The sequence below is a fragment of the Sinorhizobium sp. B11 genome (assembly GCA_039725955.1).
Taxonomy (GTDB): Bacteria; Pseudomonadota; Alphaproteobacteria; order Rhizobiales; family Rhizobiaceae; genus Rhizobium.
In genome coordinates, this window is the sequence record CP091034.1 from 3653294 (window position 1) to 3674387 (window position 21094).

Sequence of the window (21094 nt, forward strand, 5' to 3'; positions counted from 1 at the left end):
GAGGACGCCGAAAGGGAGCGATGGAATGGCTTTGTTGAATTTTACCGGCAAATCCAGGGAGCTTACTCCGGAGCCGGAATTCGCAGACATGATCGCGGGTTGGTCGATCGAGGTCATGCCACGCACGGCCGCCAAGGTTGACGATTTTCGCGAACTCCTGCCGGCCGGGACTCGCGTCTATATCGCTCACCTCGACGGCACCCCGATCGAGGATATGGTGGCCACAGCAAGACGGCTGAACCGACAGGGCTTTCCGGTCATGCCGCATCTGCCGGCGCGCAGCATTCGTGATGTCAGCACATTGGCGGACTGGCTGGAACGATATCGCAGCGAAGCCGATGTTCGCCAGGCTCTCCTGCTCGGTGGCGGCAGGGCCACGCCTGTCGGCGATTTTCACAGTTCCATGCAATTGGTCGAGACCGGGCTTTTCGACCATCACGGCTTCACCCATCTGCATTTTGCCGGTCATCCGGAAGGCAGCCGCGATGTCGATCCGAACGGATCAACTGCCATGGCCGATCGGGCACTGCGCTGGAAGCAGGATCTCGCTTCCCGAACCGACGCCAGGCTTGCTATCACCACTCAATTCACCTTCGATCCTCAGCCTGTCATCGACTGGGCCGAACGCATCCAGGCAGCCGGCGTCACCATGCCCATCCATGTCGGCATTGCCGGTCCTGCCAGGCTGCAGACGCTGATCAAATACGCCATCTCCTGCGGCATCGGCCCCTCCATGAAGGTGCTGCAGAAGCGCGCCATGGACATGAGCAAGCTGCTGCTCCCCTATGAACCGACCGATCTTGTCGCCGCCTTTGCCGATTACAAGGCAAGAAGGCCTGAAAGCCTTATCAGTCAACTGCACATCTTCCCACTCGGCGGCATCCAGGTGGCGGCTGACTGGATGAACAAACACCGTTCCGCCGAAACTCCTATCGCGCTACCCTGACGCGGCCCGGGCTGCGGGCTTTCAGGAAGAGCCATGTCGAAGCCGATCCATCCGAACCTCCGCCACATCAGGCTCTTCACTGCTTGCGCAGAGACCAGCTCGCTGACATCGGCCGCGAGCGCCCTTGGCATCACCCAGCCGGCGGCGTCTCAGGCCCTGCGGCGGTTGGAAGAGCTTCTGGACGCGACCCTGATCGAACGCGATACCATGGCACTGTCGGCGGAAGGAAAGATCGTCCTGCCGCGGTTCCGCCGCCTCTGCGACCTTATCCGCCAGGCATGCATATCGACCGCGAAAGCGGCAATCGACATCACCGAGGCGCGTCTGACATGGCCGCACCTGTACGCCATCACTTCCTTTGCCGAGCACGGCAGCTTCAGCGCCGCAGCGCGCATGCTGGAACAATCGGAGCCGGCCGTGCAGCGCGCGGCGCGCGAGGCCGAAGCCGTTATCGGCATTGCCCTCTTCGAAAATTTCGGTCGCAACGTCCGCTTGACGGTTGCAGGACTTTCCGCCGCTCGCTGGTTCAGCCTGGCGCTAGCTGAATTCGAAAGCCTGCGCGACGAACTCCAGGAGGCCCACAATCACTATGCCGGCCGTATTTCGATCGGTACCCTGCCGCTGACCCGAACCTTCCTGGTGCCTGACGTAATCGCGCATCTTGCCAACCGCCATCCGCTCGCGCGCTTCGAAATCGTGGAGGGCAGCTACGCGGTGCTGATAGACGATCTCGAGCGAGGTCGCGTCGATATCCTTGTCGGTGCGCTGCGCAAAAACCTCGTCTCGAAAACCCTGCATCAGGAACCGCTCTTCGATTTCGAACTCAGCATCGTCGGGCGCGCCGACCATCCGCTGACGCGGCATCGCGGGATCACCCCTGACGATCTCGCTGACTACCCCTGGGTCGTCGCCCGCCGCGATACGCCTTCGCGCGAAACATTCAACGCAATGGCAGCAACCTTCCCGAAGGACAAACCCGCCCGCCAGAGCGTCGAGACCGGCTCGCTCAATGCCATCAGGGGCGTGCTCCTGAAATCCGATCACCTCGCCCTGCTCTCACGCCACCAGATCCGTTATGAGTTGGAGGCAGGCTTCCTCGCGACGGTGGACCATCCGCTGTCCGGTTCCCGCCGTCCCGTCGGCGTCACGTTACGCCGCCATTGGCTGCCGACCGCTCTCCAGGCGGAATTTCTTTCTCTGCTCAGAAAACATTCGGCAGAACTCATCTAGCCCAAACGTCTTTCACGATTGCGCGAGCGGCCCCCATGTTCTCGGAATATGCGGTAATGGTTCTCTGGCCGGGACAGCCAGTAACGATGTTTCATGGAGTTCTTCGAATGCTTTTACGCTGCGCCATTCTCGATGATTATCAGCGCGTCGCCCTGTCCATGGCCAACTGGAGCAGCATCGAGGCGAAGGTCGAGATCGACTGTTTCAACGACGGTGTCGCAGACACAGACGCCCTCATTGCCCGGCTCGCAGACTACGAGATCATCGTCGCCATGCGGGAGCGCACCGTCTTTGATGCCGAACGCCTTGGCCGCCTGCCGAAGCTCAAACTGCTGATCACGACCGGCATGGCCAACGCCTCGATCGACATGGCCGCTGCCGCCCGTCTCGGCATCACCGTTGCCGGTACAGGCGGCTTCGTCGGTTCGGCCGCGGAACTCACTTGGGCGCTGCTGATGGCGATGGTTCGCCATATCCCCTCGGAAGTCGCCAATTTCCGCGCAGCAAAGGACCCATGGCAACTGTCGGTCGGGCGCGACCTCAGGGGCCTGACGCTCGGCGTCGCCGGTCTTGGCAAGCTCGGCCAGCAGGTTGCTGCTTACGGCCGCGCTTTCGGCATGAACGTTATCGGCTGGTCGCGCTCCAACACGCCGGAGAACAGTGCCGAACTGGGCATCGGCTATGCCGCTACCCTCGACGAATTGCTGCGCGCCGCCGATATCGCCTCGTTGCATCTGACCCTGAATGCGGAAACGACAGGCATCATCGGCAAGCGCGAGCTCAGCCTGATGAAGCCGGGCGCCATCCTCCTCAACACATCCCGAGGGCCGCTTGTCGACGAGCAATCACTGATAGCAGCACTGGAAAGCGGCCATCTCGGCGGCGCCGGCCTCGATGTTTTCGACGCGGAGCCGCTGCCCACAAATCACGCCTTTCGGCGGCTCGCCAATGTCGTGGCAACCCCGCATCTCGGCTATGTGACGGAAGAAACCTATCGCATTTTCTATGGGGACGCGGTGGAGGATATCGCAGGCTGGATCGACGGAAAGCCATTGCGTGTCCTCAATGCAGAGCATTGAGGGGCTCCCCGCTTTGCAGCGGGGAGTTTTCGTCAAACGGGCGCGCGGGGATCATGCCGCGCAAGCCGGCGCAGCAGATAGTCGACCTCGGACCGCGCGGTGGTGCTGAGCGCACTCCCGGGCTTGCGCTGCGCATCGGAGGTGATGACACCCCGACGCATCAGGACATGCTTGCGAACGGCAAGGCCGACGCCGAGCTGCTGCTCGTAGCGGATCAGCGGCAAGTGAGCGTCGAATAGATCATGCGCCTCATCACGTTTGCCGGCGGCAAACAGATTGACGAGTTCCACCAGCATGTCGGGGAAGCCATAGCCGGTCATGGCACCATCCGCACCGCGTTCCGGTTCGAAATCGAGGAACATGCCGCCATTGCCGCAGAGGATCGAGAAGGGACGGAGATCGCCGGCCTTCTGCATGGCACGCAGTTTCGAGATTTTTTCCAGGCCCGGCCAGTCCTCGTGTTTGAGCATGAGGCAGGACGGATGGTCGGATATGATCTTGGCAACGACGCCCGAGGACATGACGACCGTCAGCGTCAGCGGATAGTCTTGCAGCACCCACGGAACGTCCGTGCCGACGGCTTCGACTGCCTGCGCGAAATACTGGATGATCTGCTCGTCGGTGCGGAGCGCCGGGGTCGGCGCGATCATCACGCCGGCAGCACCCATGTCCATCGCATCGCGGGCGAGCGAACGCATCGCCGCAAAACCGGGTGCGGAAACACCGACAACGACCGGCACCCTGGAACGGCCGACGACCTGACGGATGATTGCCCGCGATTCGGCGGGCTCCAGTTTCGGCGCTTCACCCATGATCCCGAGAATGGTCATGCCTGTAACGCCGCTGTCCTGATAAAAATCGGTCAGCCGGTCGATCGACGGCGTATCGAGACTCCCATCCGGTAGGAATGGCGTGGTTGCGATAGCGTAGACGCCCTTGGCGTCAGTCCCGAAGCTCATTGTGCATCCTTCCACGCCTGATAGCGTGCCTTCGTTTCAGCATTCATGGGATAGAGACCGGGCAGCGGTACGCCCCGGTCGATTTCGGTCATGATCCAGCCTTCCATGCGCTCCTGCTCCGGCGCTTCGGCAAGCACCGCATCCAGCAGAGCTGCCGGGATAAGCACGGCGCCGTCCTTGTCTGTAACGACGATATCGCCGGGGAAAACCGCAACACCGCCGCAAGCGATCGGCTGCTGCCAGCCGACGAAGGTCAGCCCGGCGACGGAAGGCGGTGCCGCCATGCCGTCGCACCAGACCGGCAATCCGCTCGCAAGTACGCCTTCGAGATCGCGCACGACGCCATCGGTCACCAGGGCCGCAACCTTGCGCTTCATCATCCGGGCGCAAAGGATATCGCCGAAAATACCGGCATCCTGCACGCCCATGGCATCGACCACGGCAATGCATCCCTCGGGCATGTCTTCGATTGCCGCTCTTGTAGAAATCGGTGAAGCCCAGCTTTCAGGCGTCGCCAGATCCTCACGCGCCGGCACGAAACGCAGCGTGAAGGCCGGACCGACGACCCGCTCCTGGCCGGGCCGTAGCGGCTTGGTGCCGCGCATCCAGACGTTTCTGAGCCCCTTTTTCAGAAGCACGGTTGTCAGCGTCGCCGTAGAGATGCCCTTCAGAGTTTCTATGACAGCCGGATCGAGAGACATTGTCAGCACCTCATATGCTCTGGATGAGGCCGCCGTCGATGCGGATGACGGAGCCGGTAATGTAGGATGCGCGCGGGCTCGCCAGAAAAGCAACCGTGTCGCCATATTCCTCTGGCCGGCCATAGCGTCCGACCGGGATAGCGGCCGTGCTTCCCGCCGTCACCTCTTCCACCGGCCGGTTCTCACGCTTGGCCTTCTGTTCATCGAGGAAAGTGATACGGCCGGTCGCGATACGTCCCGGCAGCACGATATTGGCGGTGACGCCGTCACGTCCGATTTCGCGTGCAAGCGTCTTCGACCATCCGACCAGCGCCAGGCGCAAGCTGTTGGAAATACCGAGATTGGGAATCGGCGCCACGACGCCTGACGAGGTGGAGGTAATGACGCGGCCCCAGCCGCGCTCTTTCATGCCGGGCAGCACGGCATCCGTCACGGCAATCACCGAGCGCACCATCATGTCGAAATATTTCGACCAGGTTTCTGCCGATTGACCGGAAGCCGGTGTCGGTGGCGGCCCACCCGTATTGTTGACGAGGATATCGACGCTTCCTAACGTATGGGCGATCACAGCCAGCCTCGCCTCGATGACGGAGAGATCGGCAATATCCCAGCCGATCGCCAGCGCCTTTCCTCCCGAAGAAACAATGCCTTCCGCCGTCTTCGTTGCGGCACCTTCGTCAATATCGGCGACGGCAACGCGAACCCCCTCTGAAGCCAACGAGCGGGCAATCGCCCCACCCAGTCCGCCACCCGCGCCGAACACCAAAGCGGTCTTTCCGCTCAATTGCATATCCAAGGCAAATACTCCCGTTTGGCCCGCATTATGGCGATCGGGAAAAGAAGAAAAATCTCGCTTTTTCTGGTTTCAGAAGATAGAAAATCTATCCTTATGGAGACGCGGTTTCTCGATACATTTCTACTGGTTGCCGAGCTTGGGTCACTGGCCGAGGCCTCCCGCCGCCTCGGCATTACGCCTGCCGCGGTGGCCCAACGCATGCAGGCACTGGAAGACGATGTCGGCGTGCCGCTGCTGACCCGCGTCGGCCGCCGTGTCCGCCCGACCGATACCGGTCACGCCATTATCGAAAAGAGCCGCAGGATCCTTGCCGAGGTGCGAGATCTGCGCAGCCTCGCCAATGCCGACCTGCCCTCCGGCGAGCTTCGCCTCGGCGCCATCACCACCGCGCTGACCGGACTGCTGCCATCAGCCCTGCACGACGTCTTCGCCAGCATGCCGCTTGTCGAGGTCTTCCTGTTGCCAGGCCCGTCGACCGATCTCTACCAGCGGCTGATAGATCGGGATATCGACGCGGCAATCATTGTAAAACCACCTTTTTCGATACCGAAAACATTGGAATGGGAGCTACTGCGGGCCGAACGTCTGGTTCTCGTGGCCCCCGCCGATTGCCAGGGCAAGAACCCGCACGAACTCCTGAAGACCCGCCCCTTCATCCGCTACGACCGGAACAACTGGGGCGGCCGCCTTGCCGACGAATATCTTCAAAGACAGGATTTGAAGCCGGCTGAACGTCTGGAACTCGATTCCCTCGAAGCAATCTCAGTCATGGTCGCCAACGGGCTCGGCGTCTCGCTGGTGCCGGACTGGGCAAGGCCCTGGCCGGAAGGCCTCAACCTCGCCGTCCTCGAACTGCCCGTACCCTTTCCACCGCGAGAGGTCGGAATGCTCTGGCCGCGCAGTTCCCCGTCGCGTCGGCTGACGGGCATCGTACTCGACGCGCTCAAGCGCTCGCAGACCGCCATCGGGCCCTAATCGTTTTTGGCCGAAATCAGGTTCTTGCGCTGATAGACATGGATATAGTCGACCAGCAGATAGGATGGGTTCGGCGTTTCATCGATCGGCCAGCCCGATCCGAGCGCAAGATTGACCAGCGGGTAGAACGGCATATCGAATTCCGGCGGCGTATCGAAGCTCCACAACGGTTGACGATCCAGATAGAAGGTCGATTTCTGCGGACCGATATCGACGCCAAACGTATGGTAGTCGCTGCTGAGCGAGCCTTCAGGCACATTTGTCAGATGACCGTCCGTCGTGTGCTGGTTGCTTGGGCGCCAGACATGATAACCCATGCTGAACTCGCCGGGCGCGCGACCATAATATTCGATCACGTCGATTTCAGAGGTAAATTTGGACCGGTCGAGGCCGATCAGCCAGAAAGCCGGCCAGACGCCCTTGCCGGGCGGTAGCTTCATGCGCGCTTCAAAATAACCGAACGTCTGCGAAAAGCCCTCACCCTTCGGATTGGTCGACGCAAGCAGGCCGGAGCGCCACTTGCCATCCGCATCCTTCCGGGCCTCGATGCGCAGGATGCCGTCATTGACCGCAAAAGGGAAACCGTCCATCGGGTCGGTAAACTGTGCATCGCCGAAGTCACCATTCCATGGGGTGTGGGCAATCCACCGCGATCCCTTCTCGCCCCAGGCCGAAACGTCAAGCGTGTTGAAGTCTTCGGCGAAGGTTAGCTGGAAATCGTCGAGATTGAGCGGTTCTTCCGCTTCGCTGGGCCGGGGGCCTGGCGGACCGAAAAGGCCGATAATGATCAGAAGTGCAAATCTTCCGGCAAATTTCGAGTGACGCATTGTTCTCCCTCCCGGAGATTTCGAGCCCGTTGCGAGGTTTTGCGAGCCGATCATGAAACGACGACTCCGTTTCGCCAGGGTACGATCTTTCTGACGATAATAGCTTCGAGCCCGTCTGGCCTTCCGACGGCCTGCCACAGCAGCAGCGAGAAAACCCAGAAGAGCGCCAGTGCGCCAATGCTGCAGAAACCGACGACGACGACGAGTTCCAAGCCGAGCGGTATGGCTACGAGAACTGGCTGGACCAAAAGCAGAAAGCCGACCATCGGCACGCAGGCGACAAGCGGACGGACGAACGCGTAAAGCTGCGCGCCGATCGAGACGCCGATCAGCCGCTGCATGATGACAAGGCAGACGAGATAAGCGACGACGGCGGCGATGACGCGTGCCGCCAGGGCGCCTTCAAGCCCGAACATCACGACACCGACCACCGTAACCGGCGCTCTCACTGCGAATTCGGCAAACATCCGCAGCGCCACATAGCGGGTCTTGTCGAGAACCATGACGAGCGACGGCATGATAGTGGTCGGCAGGCCAATCAGGCTGACGATGCAAAGCCACTGCAGGATCGGCGCTGCAACGATCCATTTCTCGCCGACGACGATACGCACGATCGGCTCAGCCAGAAGAATGATCACGAGCAGGATGGGCGCCGCCACGACCATGATCGCATTTGTGGCCTTCAAATAGGCGGTGATCTGCTGACCCCGGTCGCTAACATTCGAAAAGGCGGCCATCAGCGGACGCATCAGCGGGCCGACGAACGTCTGATAGGGGATACCGGCGAGGTTGTCGGCGACGCTGAAGGCGCCATAGGTGGAAAGGCTCGTAAAGCGCGGCAGCATCAGCCGGTCCATCTGCCAGTTGAGCGAGTTGAGAACCTGAGAAACCGTATTCCAGCCGACCATGTCCTGGAAATGCTTCCATTCCGAAAGGCTGAGCCTCGGTCGCATCGGCGCGAAAATATAGGAGACGATGGTAGACGTCGTCGGCCCGGCAACGGCGCCAATCGCCAGCCCCCAGTAACTGTCGGTCGCAAGCACGACACCGACGCTGAAGATCAGGGTCGCCCCCTTGGCAAGGAGATCGAGGGCGAATTCACGCCGGAAGTCGAAGCGCTGCATGAAGAGCACCATGCGCGGGCTAATCACGCTGCGCATCGCCGGTGCTATCGAAATCACGGCGACCAGCGGAAAAAGCCGCGGATCATTGTAGAAGAGAGCCATCGGCCAGGCGACGACGATCATCAACAGGCTGATCGCCGTTCCTCTCATGAGGCTCAAAGTAAAAGCTGTTGCAAACATCCGCTCGGATGGCGAGGGAATGCGTACCAGCGCCTGGGTGAGCGGAAGATCGAGAATCGCCTCGACGATGACGAGCACCGACGTAGCGATGGCGACGATCCCGAAATCCGCCGGGCTCAGAAGTCTCGCAAGCACGAGCAGGCTCACGAAGTCGAGCAGTCGTGCCAGGAATTTTCCGCTTATTGTCCATATGCTTGCTGTGGCCGTTCTATGCGATACGCTTGACACGATTTATTCCTTGGCCATCTACAACGAACCTCTTCTGGGAGCGCCGCAGTACCGCCGCTCCGGGGTTTTGCCGGCCCTTTGGCCGGTTGTGCGTGTCAGCTTACTTTCTTCCTGACGGGACTTGCGGCCTGATAGCCATGCCTGACGAGTTGCTCGTCGATAAGCGAGCCGAGGCGGTCGCGGAAAACCGCTGCGGAGAATTTCAGGGCGTGGTTATGGATCGCCGCCGGATCGAGCGCATCCTCGACCGCTTCGAACGCTGCTATCGTTTCCATCAGTGCTTCCACGCTTTGCTCGGCAAAGCGGAAACCGACATGCGGCGCGCAGACGGTCTCGCGTGCGCCGCCGGCATCAAATGCCAGAACCGGCCGGCCGGACGCCATTGCCTCCACCGGCAGAATGCCGAAGTCTTCGATGCCGGGGAAAAGCAGTGCACGGCAGCGCGACAAATGATCACGCAGAGCCGAGAATGGCTGATGGCCGAGAAACTGCACCGTCGGTCCAGCGATCGATCTCAGATAGGCTTCCTGCTCTCCCTCCCCGATCACGATCAGGTTGCGGCCCATTTCGGTGCAGGCCTTCACGGCAATATCCGGCCGCTTGTAGGCAGTGAGCTGGCCCGCATAGAGATAGAACTCGCCCTTGCCCTGCCCGATGACGAAATCGTCGGTCGCAACCGGTGGATAGATGACGACGGCATCGCGGTCGTAGAAGCGGCGGATACGGCCCGCGACATAGCTGGAATTCGCAACGAACGTATCGACGCGCGCGGCGGTCGTCACATCCCAGGCACGCAGCACCGGAGCCGTAAGCGACATCATTGCCTTGCCGATCCAGGAAACGCCGCGCCGGTACAGGTGAAACTGGTCCCAGATATAGCGCATCGGCGAATGGCAATAGCAGATGTGAAGCGCATCCGCCCGCGTGATGATACCCTTGGCGGGACCGGATTCGCTTGAAATGACAAGATCATAGTCCTGAAGGTCAAAATGCTCGAGCGCAAACGGCATGAGCGGCAGCATCTTCGTGTAGTGACGCGTCGAACGCGGAATCTTCTGCAGGAAGGACGTATGGATGTTGCGGCTGTTCAGGAAATCACTGGTGCGTTCGGGATTGTACACCAGCGTGAATATGTCCGCCTGCGGGAACATGCGGCACAGTTCTTCGACCACCTTCTCTCCGCCGCGCATCGATACCAGCCAATAGTGGACGATCGCGACGCGAAGCGGTTTCGCATCGGCCCTGCCGCCGGCTTCGACCGCCCGGCTTCTTGCCACGACGGGCGCATCGCCACGGAATGCCATTGTTTCGGGGAGAGAGCTTGCTGCTTTGACAGTCACCTGAACGCTCCTTGTACAATTGCCTCGCCCTTCGGCTCGGGCACTACATGTGTCGGAATCAGACTGCGGTATTGCGCGAGAAGAGCATCGCGCCATTCTTCGTGCGTTGTTGCCAGATTGGGCGACAGCCGGAAGGCGCGCTCGCTCATGAGGCGAACATCCTCCTTCGGCATGTGCCGGAAGGTCGTCAGCGTTGCGGCAAATGCTTCCTCGTCCATCGTGTTGCAGGAGATCGCCATTCCGGCCCTCTCCATCTCCTCGGCAAGGAAGGCGCCCTTGGTCATGATGACGGGAAGGCCGCTGCGTGCCGCCTCGATTGCCACGAGGCCGAACGGCTCCGGATAGCGGGACGGCATCACGAGCGCGCTTGCGGTGCGGATGATCCGACCGATCTCGGCATGCGACTGCCAGCCCATGGCCCGGACATGATCGCCGGCCGCCACGACATCAGGCATCAGTGGCCCATCGCCGATCACACAAAGCCTTGCTCCGGCCCTGCCCGCTGCGGCAAGCGCGTCTTCGATACCCTTTTCCTCATCCAGCCGGCCGATGAAGACGAACTCGTCATTGTCCTCGGCTGCGACACGCTCGGCCGTCAGCGGCGCGATCGGATTGCGGATGGTGATGAGCCGTTCCGGCTGGTAACCGGAGCCCTCAAGGAACTCGGCCATCTTTTCATGGAGCAGGATGATTCGGCCGAAGGCGGGACGGCTTCTCAGGGCACGGAAGAGATTGGCGCCGCGGGCCGTCCGCCACAGTTTCTGCGCATAGCTGCGCTTGTCGCAGGATGTGGCAATACAACTCGCTCCAAGAGGACGCCGCTGGCAGATCTCTTGCGCCTGATAATCAAAAAACGCCCCGTTCGGGCAACCGGTGAAAAAGTCATGTGCGTGAACGACGCATCGGCCGGCAACGGGCGCAAGCGCGTCGAAGACGGCCGGCGACAGGATCTGATGCCAGCCGTGGACATGATAGGCCGTCCTCGGCGTATCATTGGCGCGCACCCAGGCGGAAATCATGCTGGCGGCGGCAGGATTGTGAATGCCGGTCGCGAAGGCCTTCACTCGATTGGCGCTCAAGAGGTCGCGACTATTGAGCTTGACGACAGAAACGTCGAGAGACGCAAGCTCTTCACTGGCGCCGTCATCACCGCAGATGTAGGTGACGGCAAGGCCCAGTCCGCGGAAGAGCTTCGCTGAGAGTACCGCAAGTGCAGTCGCCCCACCCCTCGCCGTCGAATAGTCGTCGATGACGACCACGCGGTCGAGCGCCGGGCGGGCGGCGATGCCGTCTCTCCATATTTTCGCGTAGCGTCCGGAAGCCGGCCACCGCAACGTCGAAACGGCGGGCCCATTCTCATCAGGACGCAGTTCGCCGATGTCGTTCATAGAAGCTCTCCGACGACAGACACAATGGATGCTTTTGACGGCTAGGCCCCTAGGCCGTCCATGAGGGGTGAAGTGGTCGCGATCCGGCTGCGGACGGCAGCTGGATCGTGACGAAGTGCATCATTTGGCCAACGCTGCACCGTCGGCATAGGCTTCCAGCGCCTTGCGGTTGAGGATACGGATCCTGCCCTGGGCTCCGTCGATCACCTTGCATTCACGAAGGCGCCGCAAGCACTGGTTGACTTTTTCACGAGAAGCCGGAAGCGTCGCCGCCAGATCGTTCTGCGAAATTATCAGCACGTCCCGGTTGGCTGGCGTATCCTTTCCGTAGACCGAAGATAACCGCAGCAACATCGCCGCCAGCCGCGACTGCAGGCTGGATCCGGCGTTCGAAATGATGCGGCGCTCAAGCTCGGAAACACGCGCAAGCGTTCTCGAGAAAACCTTCTCCTGAAACTGCGGATCGGTGGCGTACCTTTCGCGCAGCAACCGACCTTCGAAGAAGTATAGCTCGCAATCCGAACTGGCTCTATACTCCAAATTCAGCATTTGCTTACGTAATACTTCGAGTTCGCCGATCAGACCTCCCCTCGGAATGATCTCGACAATGAACTCCCTGCCATCCGGCAGCATCGTACTGGCACTGACCAGCCCGCGCTGCACGCGAGCGAACATGTCCACAAAGACTCCAGCGCCAGCAATAAGTTCGCCGCGACGGAAGTTGCGTACAGTCGCGCGGCAGAACGGGAAGTCGTCGTCACTTGAGATGCGATTGTTCAGAGATGTATCCGGAACAATGCTAATAGCCGCTTTGCCCACAGCGACTCTATAGTCTCTCGTTTGTGTAGCTCCGTCCATGCGCATAACTCCCCAACAAAACAGATTGGTCGTAGCTGATGCTGCACTGCATCATTTATATTGTCCTAACTTGAGAGTCAAATAACAATCGAAGATGACAAGAGCATCTCAAATAATAGTGACAATACCACCAGTTATGTAGATTATATTTTTTCTAGTATCCGTCGAATTCAGGGGGAGTACTACGCCAACCTGCCCATTTTTGGGGCTATTGGGATTAAAATTGCCCAAAAATAGCTACAACGCCCGGCTTCATCTATTCAAGCCGTGCGCGTAAGACGTCATATAAGTTAAATTTTCGAATAAATTAGGGTGTAGAAATCCCCTGCCGCCGAATTCGTAGAGAACTCTGTAGCATTACAGTATTAGCATAAATAATTTGCTAATCATTATGACCGCGGTCACAGACAAGCACATTGCGCTGCACCAAACTTCACGAGGTTCTAAACTTTTGGAGTCGGTCGATGACTTGGGAAGCACAGAGTATTGAAGTTCGTGAATCCTGGCCGAACGTTGACCAGTCCGGGCCGAATAACAATCCTCGCAGAGTATCGCGGCCTCATGTGGTCGGCAAAGCATCCAAGCGGGCGGTTGATATCGTATTGGCAGCCGCTGCTCTGGTTTTGCTGTCGCCTCTGATGCTCATCGCGGCACTCATCGTAAAGTTGAGTGACCAGGGGCCAGTCTTCTATTCGCATACGCGTATCGGATATGGGGGCGCCGCCTTTGGCTGTCTCAAGTTCCGCACCATGAAGACCGATGCCGCCGAGAGGCTCGCCGAACTGCTGCGCGCCAACCCATCAGCGCGGGCCGAGTGGGAAACGACACGGAAGCTAAAGAACGATCCGCGCATCACCGCTGTCGGCGAAATCCTGAGGAAGTCCAGCATCGATGAGCTTCCGCAGCTCATCAATATCTTGCGGGGCGAAATGAGTATCGTGGGCCCGCGGCCGGTGACGGCAGAAGAACTCGCCCGCTACGGCGAGCATGTCACGAGCTATATGGCCGCAAGGCCAGGCCTGACGGGACAATGGCAGACCAGCGGCCGCAACGATGTGAGCTATGAGCACCGCGTCGCGCTCGATGTCCAATATGTCCGTCATTGGTCGCTCGCGCGCGATTTCATCATCATCGCAAAGACCGTTCCCGCCCTGTTCTCGCAGCGCGGCTGCTACTGATCCAGCCGGGACGCCGTGTGGCCCGACAGGGCCACGCGCACCAGCTGGATATCAATGAAGAAGATACTCTTGCCCTTTGGATCAGGACACTATGAACTCAAATCACGTCTTCAGTAGCGTCGCCCCGATATCCTTGCCGGCCACCGCCAGCGGTAGTTCGTCGTTGACACTGCGGGACATGTCCTTTTTCGTCAGGATGCGTTGGCCGTGGATTGTATTTACCACCGTGGTCTTCCTTGCCCTCGCTGGCGCCTATCTCTTCATCGCCAAACCGACCTATGTGGCCAGTACCCAGCTGATGGTCTTCCCGCAGGTGAACGGTTCAGACGCCCAAAGAGCCTTCGCCGAAGACGCCTTCATCGATGCACAGCTTGAAATAGCAAAGTCGAGCGATGTCCTTGGCGGGGCCGCCAGCGCGCTGAACCTTGCCAACGATCCGGCCTTCTCCAATCAGACCCTTTCCCTGCAGGATAAGGTCAAGGACTGGCTGACCGGCAATCTCGACGCCGCTCAGCCCCGGACTGCACAGGGAGATGCGACCTCGGGCAATGCCCAGCCTGCCAGTGCAAACCAGGAAGAGGCGGGAATCGACCGGGCGATCGCTCGTCTGCGCAACATAGTTGCGATGCGCCGCATCGGTCAGTCGACTATCCTCGAAATATCCGCTTCCGCATCCAGCCCGCAAAAAGCGGTCGAGATCGCCGATGCGGTTGCGCAGCAATATATCCGCAAGAATGTGCAGATGAAGGCCGCTGCCGCCCAGCAATACAGTGAATGGCTAGAGCAGTTCGTCAACGAGCAGCAGCGTGGGCTCGCCGATGCCGCGAGCGCGCTCGCAACCTTCAAGGCCAATCCGCGCGACCAGTTCAAGCTCGCTGAATTGCAGAGCGCGACCGACGCCCGGCGCACCCTCTTCGAAAACACCCTTACGCAGTATACCGAGGCCAAGCAGCGCATCTCCTATCCGGTTTCCGACGCGACCATCGTTTCGCGGGCGACCTCGCCACTCTCCAAGGCGCAGCCGAACAATTCGCTGATCCTTGCCTTCGCGCTGGTGGTTGGCGCCGGTTCCGGCCTCGGCCTCGCCATGATCCGCCATGTCAGCGACCGGCGCATCATGCGCACCCAGCAGCTCTCGCATGCGACGGGCCTGTCTTTCGTTACACCTCTCGGACGCGCAAAGAGGACGAGCCGCGCGGCGGCGCTGTCTACGTCCAACGACAGCGGCACCGTCGCCTATCCGATGATCCCCGGAATGGCCGAGCTTGGGGCGACTGTCACCGGCTTCCGCCGCAGACGGCGCGTGGTAATCGGTATCGTGGCCGTCAATCCGGGCGGCGGCGCATCCACCATTGCCTGCGAGCTCGCCGTGCTCTCGGCAATATCGGGTTCGCGCACCCTGCTGATCGATGCCGCGGCGACAAAGTCTTCCCTCAGCAAGTCCATTGCGCCGAACAGTTCGGCCGGCCTGATCGACGTGCTCGACAATGTCGAGGCGATCCGCACCGCTACCCTGTCGCTGACGCCGACATTAAAATTCTTGCCTCTCGGCAAGGTCCGTGCCGTGACGCCCGCCGTCCGTCTGAGCTCGCGTCGCACCCAGCTCAACTTCAACGATCTGAAAAAGGAATTCGACGCCATATTTGTCGATATCTCCGCCTTCACCTCGTCGCCGGACGCAAACGCGCTCGCTCCGGAGTTGGACGGTGTTCTCGTTGTAACCTCTTACGGCCGCACGTCGATTGACGAGACGGTTCGCGTCATCGACAGCATGCGCAATGTCGGTGCGGAAATCCTCGGTGCGATCGTCAACAACACACCATCGAGTGTTCAGATATGATGGCTCCGACCCCACAAGCAGCGAAGCTTAAGGTCGCCGTCGGCATTGCCTCGGCCGGCCGGCCTGCGACGCTGTTGGAGACGGTAACCTATATTGAGGGTCTTCAGCCTCACCCGGAGCGCATCATCGTTTGCGTCCCCAACCTGGATGACGCTGCCGGACTTGCCAATCGAAAGGGCGTGGAATTGATGGCCGGCCCCCGTGGCCTGACCTGCCAACGCAACCGGATTATCGAAGCCGCCGGTGCGGACATGGATGTGCTGATCTTCCTCGACGACGACTTCATTCCGGCACCTGGCTACATTCCACGCATGGCGGCGGTCTTCGCCGACAACCCGGATGTGGTCATCGCGACCGGCGACGTACTGGCTGACGGCATTCTCGGCAAGGGGCTGACCCAGTCCGAAGCCATGCATGTCATCAAGACCGCAAGCGAAAGAGACGAGCAGGTGACTGAAGTCTATAACGCCTACGGATGCAACATGGCGGTTCGGCTGGCGCCAATTCTCGGTCACGGGCTCGCTTTCGATGAAGAATTGCCGCTCTATGGCTGGCTGGAGGATGTCGATTTCAGCCGGTCGATAGCGCGCTACGGACGGTCAGTGCGTATTTCAGGCGCTTGCGGCGTACATCTCGGCGTCAAGTCCGGACGCCAGCCCGGCAAGAGGCTCGGCTATTCGCAAGTCGCAAATCCCGTGCATCTGCTGCGCAAGGGCACGATGTCCATGACCCGTGCTCTGGCGCAGATCGGCCGCAATATCCTGGCCAACGCCCGCGGCACCCTGCTCAATGATCGCGCAGTCGACCGTCGTGGCCGACTGAACGGCAATTTCCTGGCTTTGTCCGACCTTCTGATGGGACGCGCATCACCCATGCGCATCCTCGAACTCAGCCAGTCCTCAAATCGCGAGATGTCTTCGCCATCCATCGCGGCAAAACGGAGGTAACAGACGCCATGAGGCTCATGTCTTTCCCTGATCGTCTTACGCTCGCTGGCCTTGCCGCCGTCTTCACCTGCCTGCTGGGATGGACTGCCGCCCATGCCGACAACTACACGCTCGTTCCCGAGGACAAGATAAAGCTTCGAGTCGTGGAATGGCGTTCCACCGACTCCAAATATGCAAGCTGGGAAGCTCTCGACGGGACCTACAACGTCGATGATGCCGGCAATCTGTCGATCCCGATTGCCGGTCAGATCAGGGCCTCCGGCCAGACGACCGAGCAATTGTCTGAGACCATTTCAGACGCGTTGGCTGAAAAGGCCGACCTTCCCGGAAGGCCTTTCATCGCTGTCGAGATCGACCAGCATGCGCCGATCTTCGTCAACGGCAGCATCGAGCGGCCGGGACGCTATCCCTTCGAGGCCAACATGACTGTCATGAAAGCCGTCAGCATTGCTGGCGGCTATATGCGGGCGCGTGACGAGAGCAGCTACTATGACAGGGACCGCATTCAGGCAGCCGGCGACTATCGCACAGCCGTCTTGAACCGCCGCGATCTCCTGATGCGCGCTGCGCGCCTGCGGGCCGAGATTGCCGGTCAGCCCGATTTCGACATTCCCTCGGAGATCGGCGGTGTGCCCGACATCGGCAAACTCAAGGCAGAGGAACTGAACCTGATGCGCCTGAGAGCTGTCGAGACCAACAGCAAGGTCGAGGCGGCTGATGATCTGAGCCGTCTCTACACCCAGGAAATCCAGTCTCTCGAAGCCAAGGTTGTCTCCCAGAAGCGACAGATCGATCTCGCACAGCAGGAGCTGAACAACGTCAACAGCCTCGTCAGCAAGGGCTTGACAAGCAATACCCGCCAATTTTCCGTCGATCGGAGCCTGGCAGAAACTCAGAGCGAACTGCTGGATCTGGAGATCGCACTCACCAAATCCCGTCAGGGCCTGAATGAGAGCCAGCGCGAAAAGGCTGATGTCATCAACAAGCGTAATGCCGAAAACCAGCAGGAGCTGAACACGATCAGCCTCGCCATCAACAAGGCAGGGATCGACATGCAGGTGGCGCAATTGCTCGGCGACCAGGCCGGATACAGTGCGGAACTCGCTCGCATGGGCGCGGAATCGACCTTGCTCGGAACGACGAAGAAGAACTTCAAGATCGTCCGTCGCAACGAGGATGGCAGTTACAGCAATATCGTCGCAGACGAGAACACGGCCCTGTTGCCGCACGACATCATCGAGATCGGCGTCGAGGCAGCCGCGGATGCCTCCTCTGCGGCATCGCAGCCTCAGCAGCCGGCCGGCGCCCTCGTTCCCAATGTAGCCCGAAGCGATGCGCCCCGTCCGGAATGGGTACCGCAGACGGGATCAAACTAGGAGACCACGGTAGGAATATGCCTGTTAGCGTCGGAATTGAGTTCATGTCCGCATCTATGGAAAGTCTTCGATCCGGCTCGGAGGTTTCTGCATGACAATTGAACCGATCGGCTTCCTCGTCTTCCTGCTTGGCCTGGCGCTCGTCTATTATGGATTCCGCTTTGCGATCACGGCGCTCTGCATCTTCACGCTGCTCGGCGCGGCCGCAGCCTTCCAGCTTCCCGCACTCGGCGGCAGCAGCATTCAGCCGAGCCATCTCCTGCTGCTGTTCGTGACGATCGGTGTGCTGCTGCGTCCGCGCCAGAAACAGGCGGCGCTGACAAGTCTCGCCTATCCCGGCCCCGGCTTCTGGTTTGCTGCCTATGTCCTGTTTTCTGCGGTATCGGCCTTCTTCCTGCCGCGTATTTTCGCCGGCGCGACATTGGTGTATTCATCCGCACGCAGCAGTTCCGGCTTGATGTCGATCATGGCATCGCCGCTGGCGCCGGGTTCCTCCAATCTCACGCAGTCCGTCTACCTGCTCGGCGATCTCATATGCTTCGCCATTGTCTGTGGTTTTGCCCGGCTTGGACACGGACGCTTCATTGCCCGCCAGCTCATCGTTACGGCGCTCATCTGCCTGGGTTTCGCCCTCGTCGATATTGCGACCTTCACGATCGGCCAGCCCGACCTGCTCGATTTCATTCGAAACGCCAACTACACGATGCATACGGCCGAGGTGATCGGCGGCTTCAAGCGCATCGTCGGCTCCTTTCCGGAGGCTAGCGCCTACGGTGCAGCCGCCTTGGTCTTCTTCTCTTTCACGCTCATCCTGTGGCTTGAGCGCTTTCCGAGCCGTTTCACCGGCTTTGCGACGATATCGGTCGGCCTCACCGTGATCCTCTGCACCTCGACGACCGCCTATGCCGCCGGTCTCTTCATGATCGTCGTTGCAGTATTGTTCAGCCTGAGGCGCCTTCTGAGCGGCCAGGCGACTCGTCCCTATGCAACCTTCCTTTTGATCATGCTGCTTATGGTGCCCTGTTTGATCATGGCCGTGGCGCTGATCCCGAGTGCCTGGAACGCCATTGGCGACCTGGCGAATGCAACAGTTGCCAATAAGCTCGAATCCCAATCCGGCGAAGAACGAACCGCCTGGAACACGCTCGCGCTGATCTCCTTCATCGAAACGGCGACCTTCGGAGCCGGGCTTGGTACGGTGCGGGCGTCGAGCTTCGCCGCAGCCCTTCTGTCGAATGTCGGCCTTACCGGCACTGCTCTCTTCCTGCTCTTCCTCTATAGCCTGCTGAAGGCTGCGGGTCGCAGCAAGCTGGTGAACCGTGAAAACCGGGCTATCGGTATGGCGGCGGTTTTCGCCTCCGTCGCACAGATCGCCTCGGCGACGATTTCCGGAAGCAGCACCGATCTCGGCCTGCTTTTCAGCATCACGGCTGGACTTGCAAGCGGCTGCCTGACCGCACCCTACCCGCTGACAAACCGTATGGCCCGCCTGCAGAGGACACCGGCATCTCTGATGAGTACGCCGGTATTTTCGTCGCGATGATGCGCGGGGCGGAAAAAATGTCGGTTACGTCAGCCTTGCCGCTCGCTCGGCACAGGCGCCTGATCGGTAATCGCGCTTTCCTTGGACGACTTGCGGCTGCGGCGCCAGAAGCCGGTCGCAAAGACCCCCGTCACATAGCAGACCTGCATGAGCAGGAGGATACCGAGACCATAAAGCGCGGCTTCAAACAGCGACGTGTTTTGATGGGCTACGATGCCGAAACCAAGAGCTACAATAATCGCGAAAATCGCGAAGGCCCAGGCGCGAATGGCTGCTCCGGCTGCGAGCGAAATCAGTATCACAATGATTGTGCCGTTCAGCATTGCGATGCCTTATTCCTTTCTATCGTCCCACCGAGCCCTGCGCCGGGTTTCACATTACAGGACCAGATCCACAACACCCAGCTTTTGGTAGTGGAGCGATAGCAATGGTTAATTTTCCCACAATCCATCGTGATCAAACCGCCGAAGAGGCACGATTGGCCCGCGATCGGATGAAAAATTTCCCGCTTGCGACAAGTGGGAGACAGCACCTCAACAACGGTAAATTTTTGACGGATTTGAATAAAGGCACTTCGAGACGAAGAACTGCGAGAAGGATTGTACAATGAGTAATCAGTGCGTGGCCTACGTTACGGATGTCGAATATTCTTTCCCCACTATTCTTTCGGCACTGCAGGCGCGGAAGTTTGCAAATCCCGAGACGGATGTCTGTGTTCTCATGTCGGAACACCTCGACAATTTCGAAGAGCTGAAAAGCCTGCTGGCGCTCAGCGGCGTCACGTTGATGGACGCGACGGAAGCGCTGCACGAATCTCTCGGCAAGCTCGACGGTTCGCATTTCATGGGCCGTATCAGCGTCAGCACCATGGCCAAGCTCGTGCTCGCACAGATCCTGCCTGACAACTATACTCAGATCATCTATCTGGACGGCGACACGCAGATCGTCAGCAGCCTTGCCGATCTCGAAAATGCGTTCGCTCCTCCCGGAAAATTCTTCGCAGCCCGCGATTACACGTCGATTCATGGCCTGCTGCAAAACGGCAAGGACAGCAATTATTTCAATGCCGGCGTTTTGAAATTCCACCGCGACGGCTGGATCGGACCGGAAGCACTGCAGCTCTTTGCCACGAACCCGGAGGCTTGCGATGGCAAGCATGATCAGGGCGCGCTGAACTATGTCTGCGGCTCCTCGCTCATCCTGGTGTCGAACCGCTGGAACTTCCCCAAGCAATTCCTGCATCTGGTGGACATGTCCTCGCTTGCCATCGTCCACTACATGGCGCATCCGAAACCCTGGCACGGCACCTTCTTCCCGTGGAGCGACACCGAAAGCCAGGTCTACATCGACCTGCGCAAAACGCACCCGGCCTACAACGCGCTCTACCGGGGCATCAGCTTCGATCGCAAGATGGTCTACAAATATCGTTCGATGCGCGAGCGCGTGAGACATGCCCTGCAGAATGAGATGCCCAATCCACGCGTGCAGACGCTGCTCGCCGGCGACTATGTCGTCTGACGAAAAATTGGCCCGATCCCTGCAGGCAGAGCTGGTGATCAGAGCCGGCGCGAGTGTTCAG

19 protein-coding genes are annotated in these 21094 nt (G+C 59.9%); 10 read left to right on the plus strand and 9 right to left on the minus strand.

Going from position 1 to position 21094, the window contains the following annotated elements; genetic code table 11:
• The first annotated feature begins 25 nt into the window (after positions 1–25).
• From LVY75_28190 to LVY75_28200, 3 genes are all read left to right on the plus strand, one after another.
• The gene (locus LVY75_28190) at positions 26–946 is read left to right on the plus strand and encodes a methylenetetrahydrofolate reductase (protein ID XAZ22659.1); all 921 of its coding nucleotides are present in this window, start codon (positions 26–28) and stop codon (positions 944–946) included.
• 33 nt (positions 947–979) lie between these two features.
• Positions 980–2176: a LysR family transcriptional regulator gene (locus LVY75_28195; protein XAZ22660.1), complete on the plus strand. Its 1197-nt coding sequence runs from the start codon at positions 980–982 to the stop codon at positions 2174–2176.
• Positions 2177–2283: 107 nt separating this feature from the next.
• A complete protein-coding gene (locus tag LVY75_28200; GenBank protein XAZ22661.1) occupies positions 2284–3255 on the plus strand; it encodes a D-2-hydroxyacid dehydrogenase family protein in 972 nt (323 codons plus the stop codon).
• Positions 3256–3287: 32 nt separating this feature from the next.
• Here LVY75_28200 and LVY75_28205 read toward each other — a convergent pair whose 3' ends face one another.
• Genes LVY75_28205 through LVY75_28215 form a run of 3 tightly spaced genes read right to left on the minus strand, consistent with a single transcriptional unit; the run spans position 3288 to position 5705 of the window.
• A complete protein-coding gene (locus tag LVY75_28205; GenBank protein ID XAZ22662.1) occupies positions 3288–4214 on the minus strand; it encodes a dihydrodipicolinate synthase family protein in 927 nt (308 codons plus the stop codon).
• Positions 4211–4915 (minus strand): ribonuclease activity regulator RraA, encoded by a 705-nt coding sequence (locus LVY75_28210; protein ID XAZ22663.1) that lies wholly within the window; start codon positions 4913–4915, stop codon positions 4211–4213. Before LVY75_28210 ends, LVY75_28205 begins: the two co-directional genes overlap by 4 nt.
• Positions 4916–4925: 10 nt before the next feature.
• Positions 4926–5705 (minus strand): SDR family oxidoreductase, encoded by a 780-nt coding sequence (locus LVY75_28215; GenBank protein ID XAZ25848.1) that lies wholly within the window; start codon positions 5703–5705, stop codon positions 4926–4928.
• 99 nt (positions 5706–5804) lie between these two features.
• On the opposite strand from LVY75_28215, the gene LVY75_28220 reads away from it, so the two are divergent.
• Complete coding sequence (locus tag LVY75_28220; protein XAZ22664.1) at positions 5805–6686, plus strand: LysR family transcriptional regulator; 882 nt, start codon at positions 5805–5807, stop codon at positions 6684–6686.
• Here LVY75_28220 and LVY75_28225 read toward each other — a convergent pair.
• The 5 genes from LVY75_28225 to LVY75_28245 all read right to left on the minus strand — a co-directional run bounded on the left by LVY75_28225 (position 6683) and on the right by LVY75_28245 (position 12637).
• Positions 6683–7513, minus strand: coding sequence for a glycoside hydrolase family 16 protein (locus LVY75_28225; GenBank protein XAZ22665.1), 831 nt, complete (start codon positions 7511–7513; stop codon positions 6683–6685). The two genes, LVY75_28220 and LVY75_28225, sit on opposite strands and share 4 nt — an antisense overlap.
• Positions 7514–7563: 50 nt before the next feature.
• The gene (locus LVY75_28230) at positions 7564–9045 is read right to left on the minus strand and encodes a lipopolysaccharide biosynthesis protein (protein XAZ22666.1); all 1482 of its coding nucleotides are present in this window, start codon (positions 9043–9045) and stop codon (positions 7564–7566) included.
• A 95-nt stretch (positions 9046–9140) separates the two neighbouring features.
• The gene (locus tag LVY75_28235; GenBank protein ID XAZ22667.1) at positions 9141–10385 is read right to left on the minus strand and encodes a glycosyltransferase; all 1245 of its coding nucleotides are present in this window, start codon (positions 10383–10385) and stop codon (positions 9141–9143) included.
• A complete protein-coding gene (locus tag LVY75_28240; protein ID XAZ22668.1) occupies positions 10382–11773 on the minus strand; it encodes a glycosyltransferase in 1392 nt (463 codons plus the stop codon). Before LVY75_28240 ends, LVY75_28235 begins: the two co-directional genes overlap by 4 nt.
• 120 nt (positions 11774–11893) lie before the next feature.
• Entirely contained in the window at positions 11894–12637 is a 744-nt protein-coding gene (locus tag LVY75_28245; protein XAZ22669.1) for a Crp/Fnr family transcriptional regulator, read from the minus strand.
• Between the two features lie 458 nt (positions 12638–13095).
• Here LVY75_28245 and LVY75_28250 point away from each other — a divergent pair, with 458 nt between their 5' ends.
• The 5 genes from LVY75_28250 (at position 13096) to LVY75_28270 (ending at position 19515) form a co-directional block, all read left to right on the plus strand.
• A complete protein-coding gene (locus tag LVY75_28250) occupies positions 13096–13809 on the plus strand; it encodes a sugar transferase (GenBank protein ID XAZ22670.1) in 714 nt (237 codons plus the stop codon).
• 226 nt (positions 13810–14035) lie between these two features.
• A complete protein-coding gene (locus tag LVY75_28255) occupies positions 14036–15649 on the plus strand; it encodes a sugar transporter (GenBank protein XAZ22671.1) in 1614 nt (537 codons plus the stop codon).
• Entirely contained in the window at positions 15646–16596 is a 951-nt protein-coding gene (locus tag LVY75_28260) for a glycosyltransferase (GenBank protein ID XAZ22672.1), read from the plus strand. Before LVY75_28255 ends, LVY75_28260 begins: the two co-directional genes overlap by 4 nt.
• Positions 16597–16604: 8 nt before the next feature.
• A complete protein-coding gene (locus LVY75_28265; protein ID XAZ22673.1) occupies positions 16605–17972 on the plus strand; it encodes a polysaccharide biosynthesis/export family protein in 1368 nt (455 codons plus the stop codon).
• A gap of 91 nt (positions 17973–18063) precedes the next feature.
• Positions 18064–19515 (plus strand): hypothetical protein, encoded by a 1452-nt coding sequence (locus tag LVY75_28270; protein XAZ22674.1) that lies wholly within the window; start codon positions 18064–18066, stop codon positions 19513–19515.
• 29 nt (positions 19516–19544) lie between these two features.
• On the opposite strand, the gene LVY75_28275 is transcribed toward LVY75_28270, so the two are convergent.
• The gene (locus tag LVY75_28275; protein XAZ22675.1) at positions 19545–19838 is read right to left on the minus strand and encodes a hypothetical protein; all 294 of its coding nucleotides are present in this window, start codon (positions 19836–19838) and stop codon (positions 19545–19547) included.
• A 283-nt stretch (positions 19839–20121) separates the two neighbouring features.
• On the opposite strand from LVY75_28275, the gene LVY75_28280 reads away from it, so the two are divergent.
• A complete protein-coding gene (locus LVY75_28280; protein ID XAZ22676.1) occupies positions 20122–21033 on the plus strand; it encodes a glycosyl transferase in 912 nt (303 codons plus the stop codon).
• Positions 21034–21094: the final 61 nt, after the last annotated feature.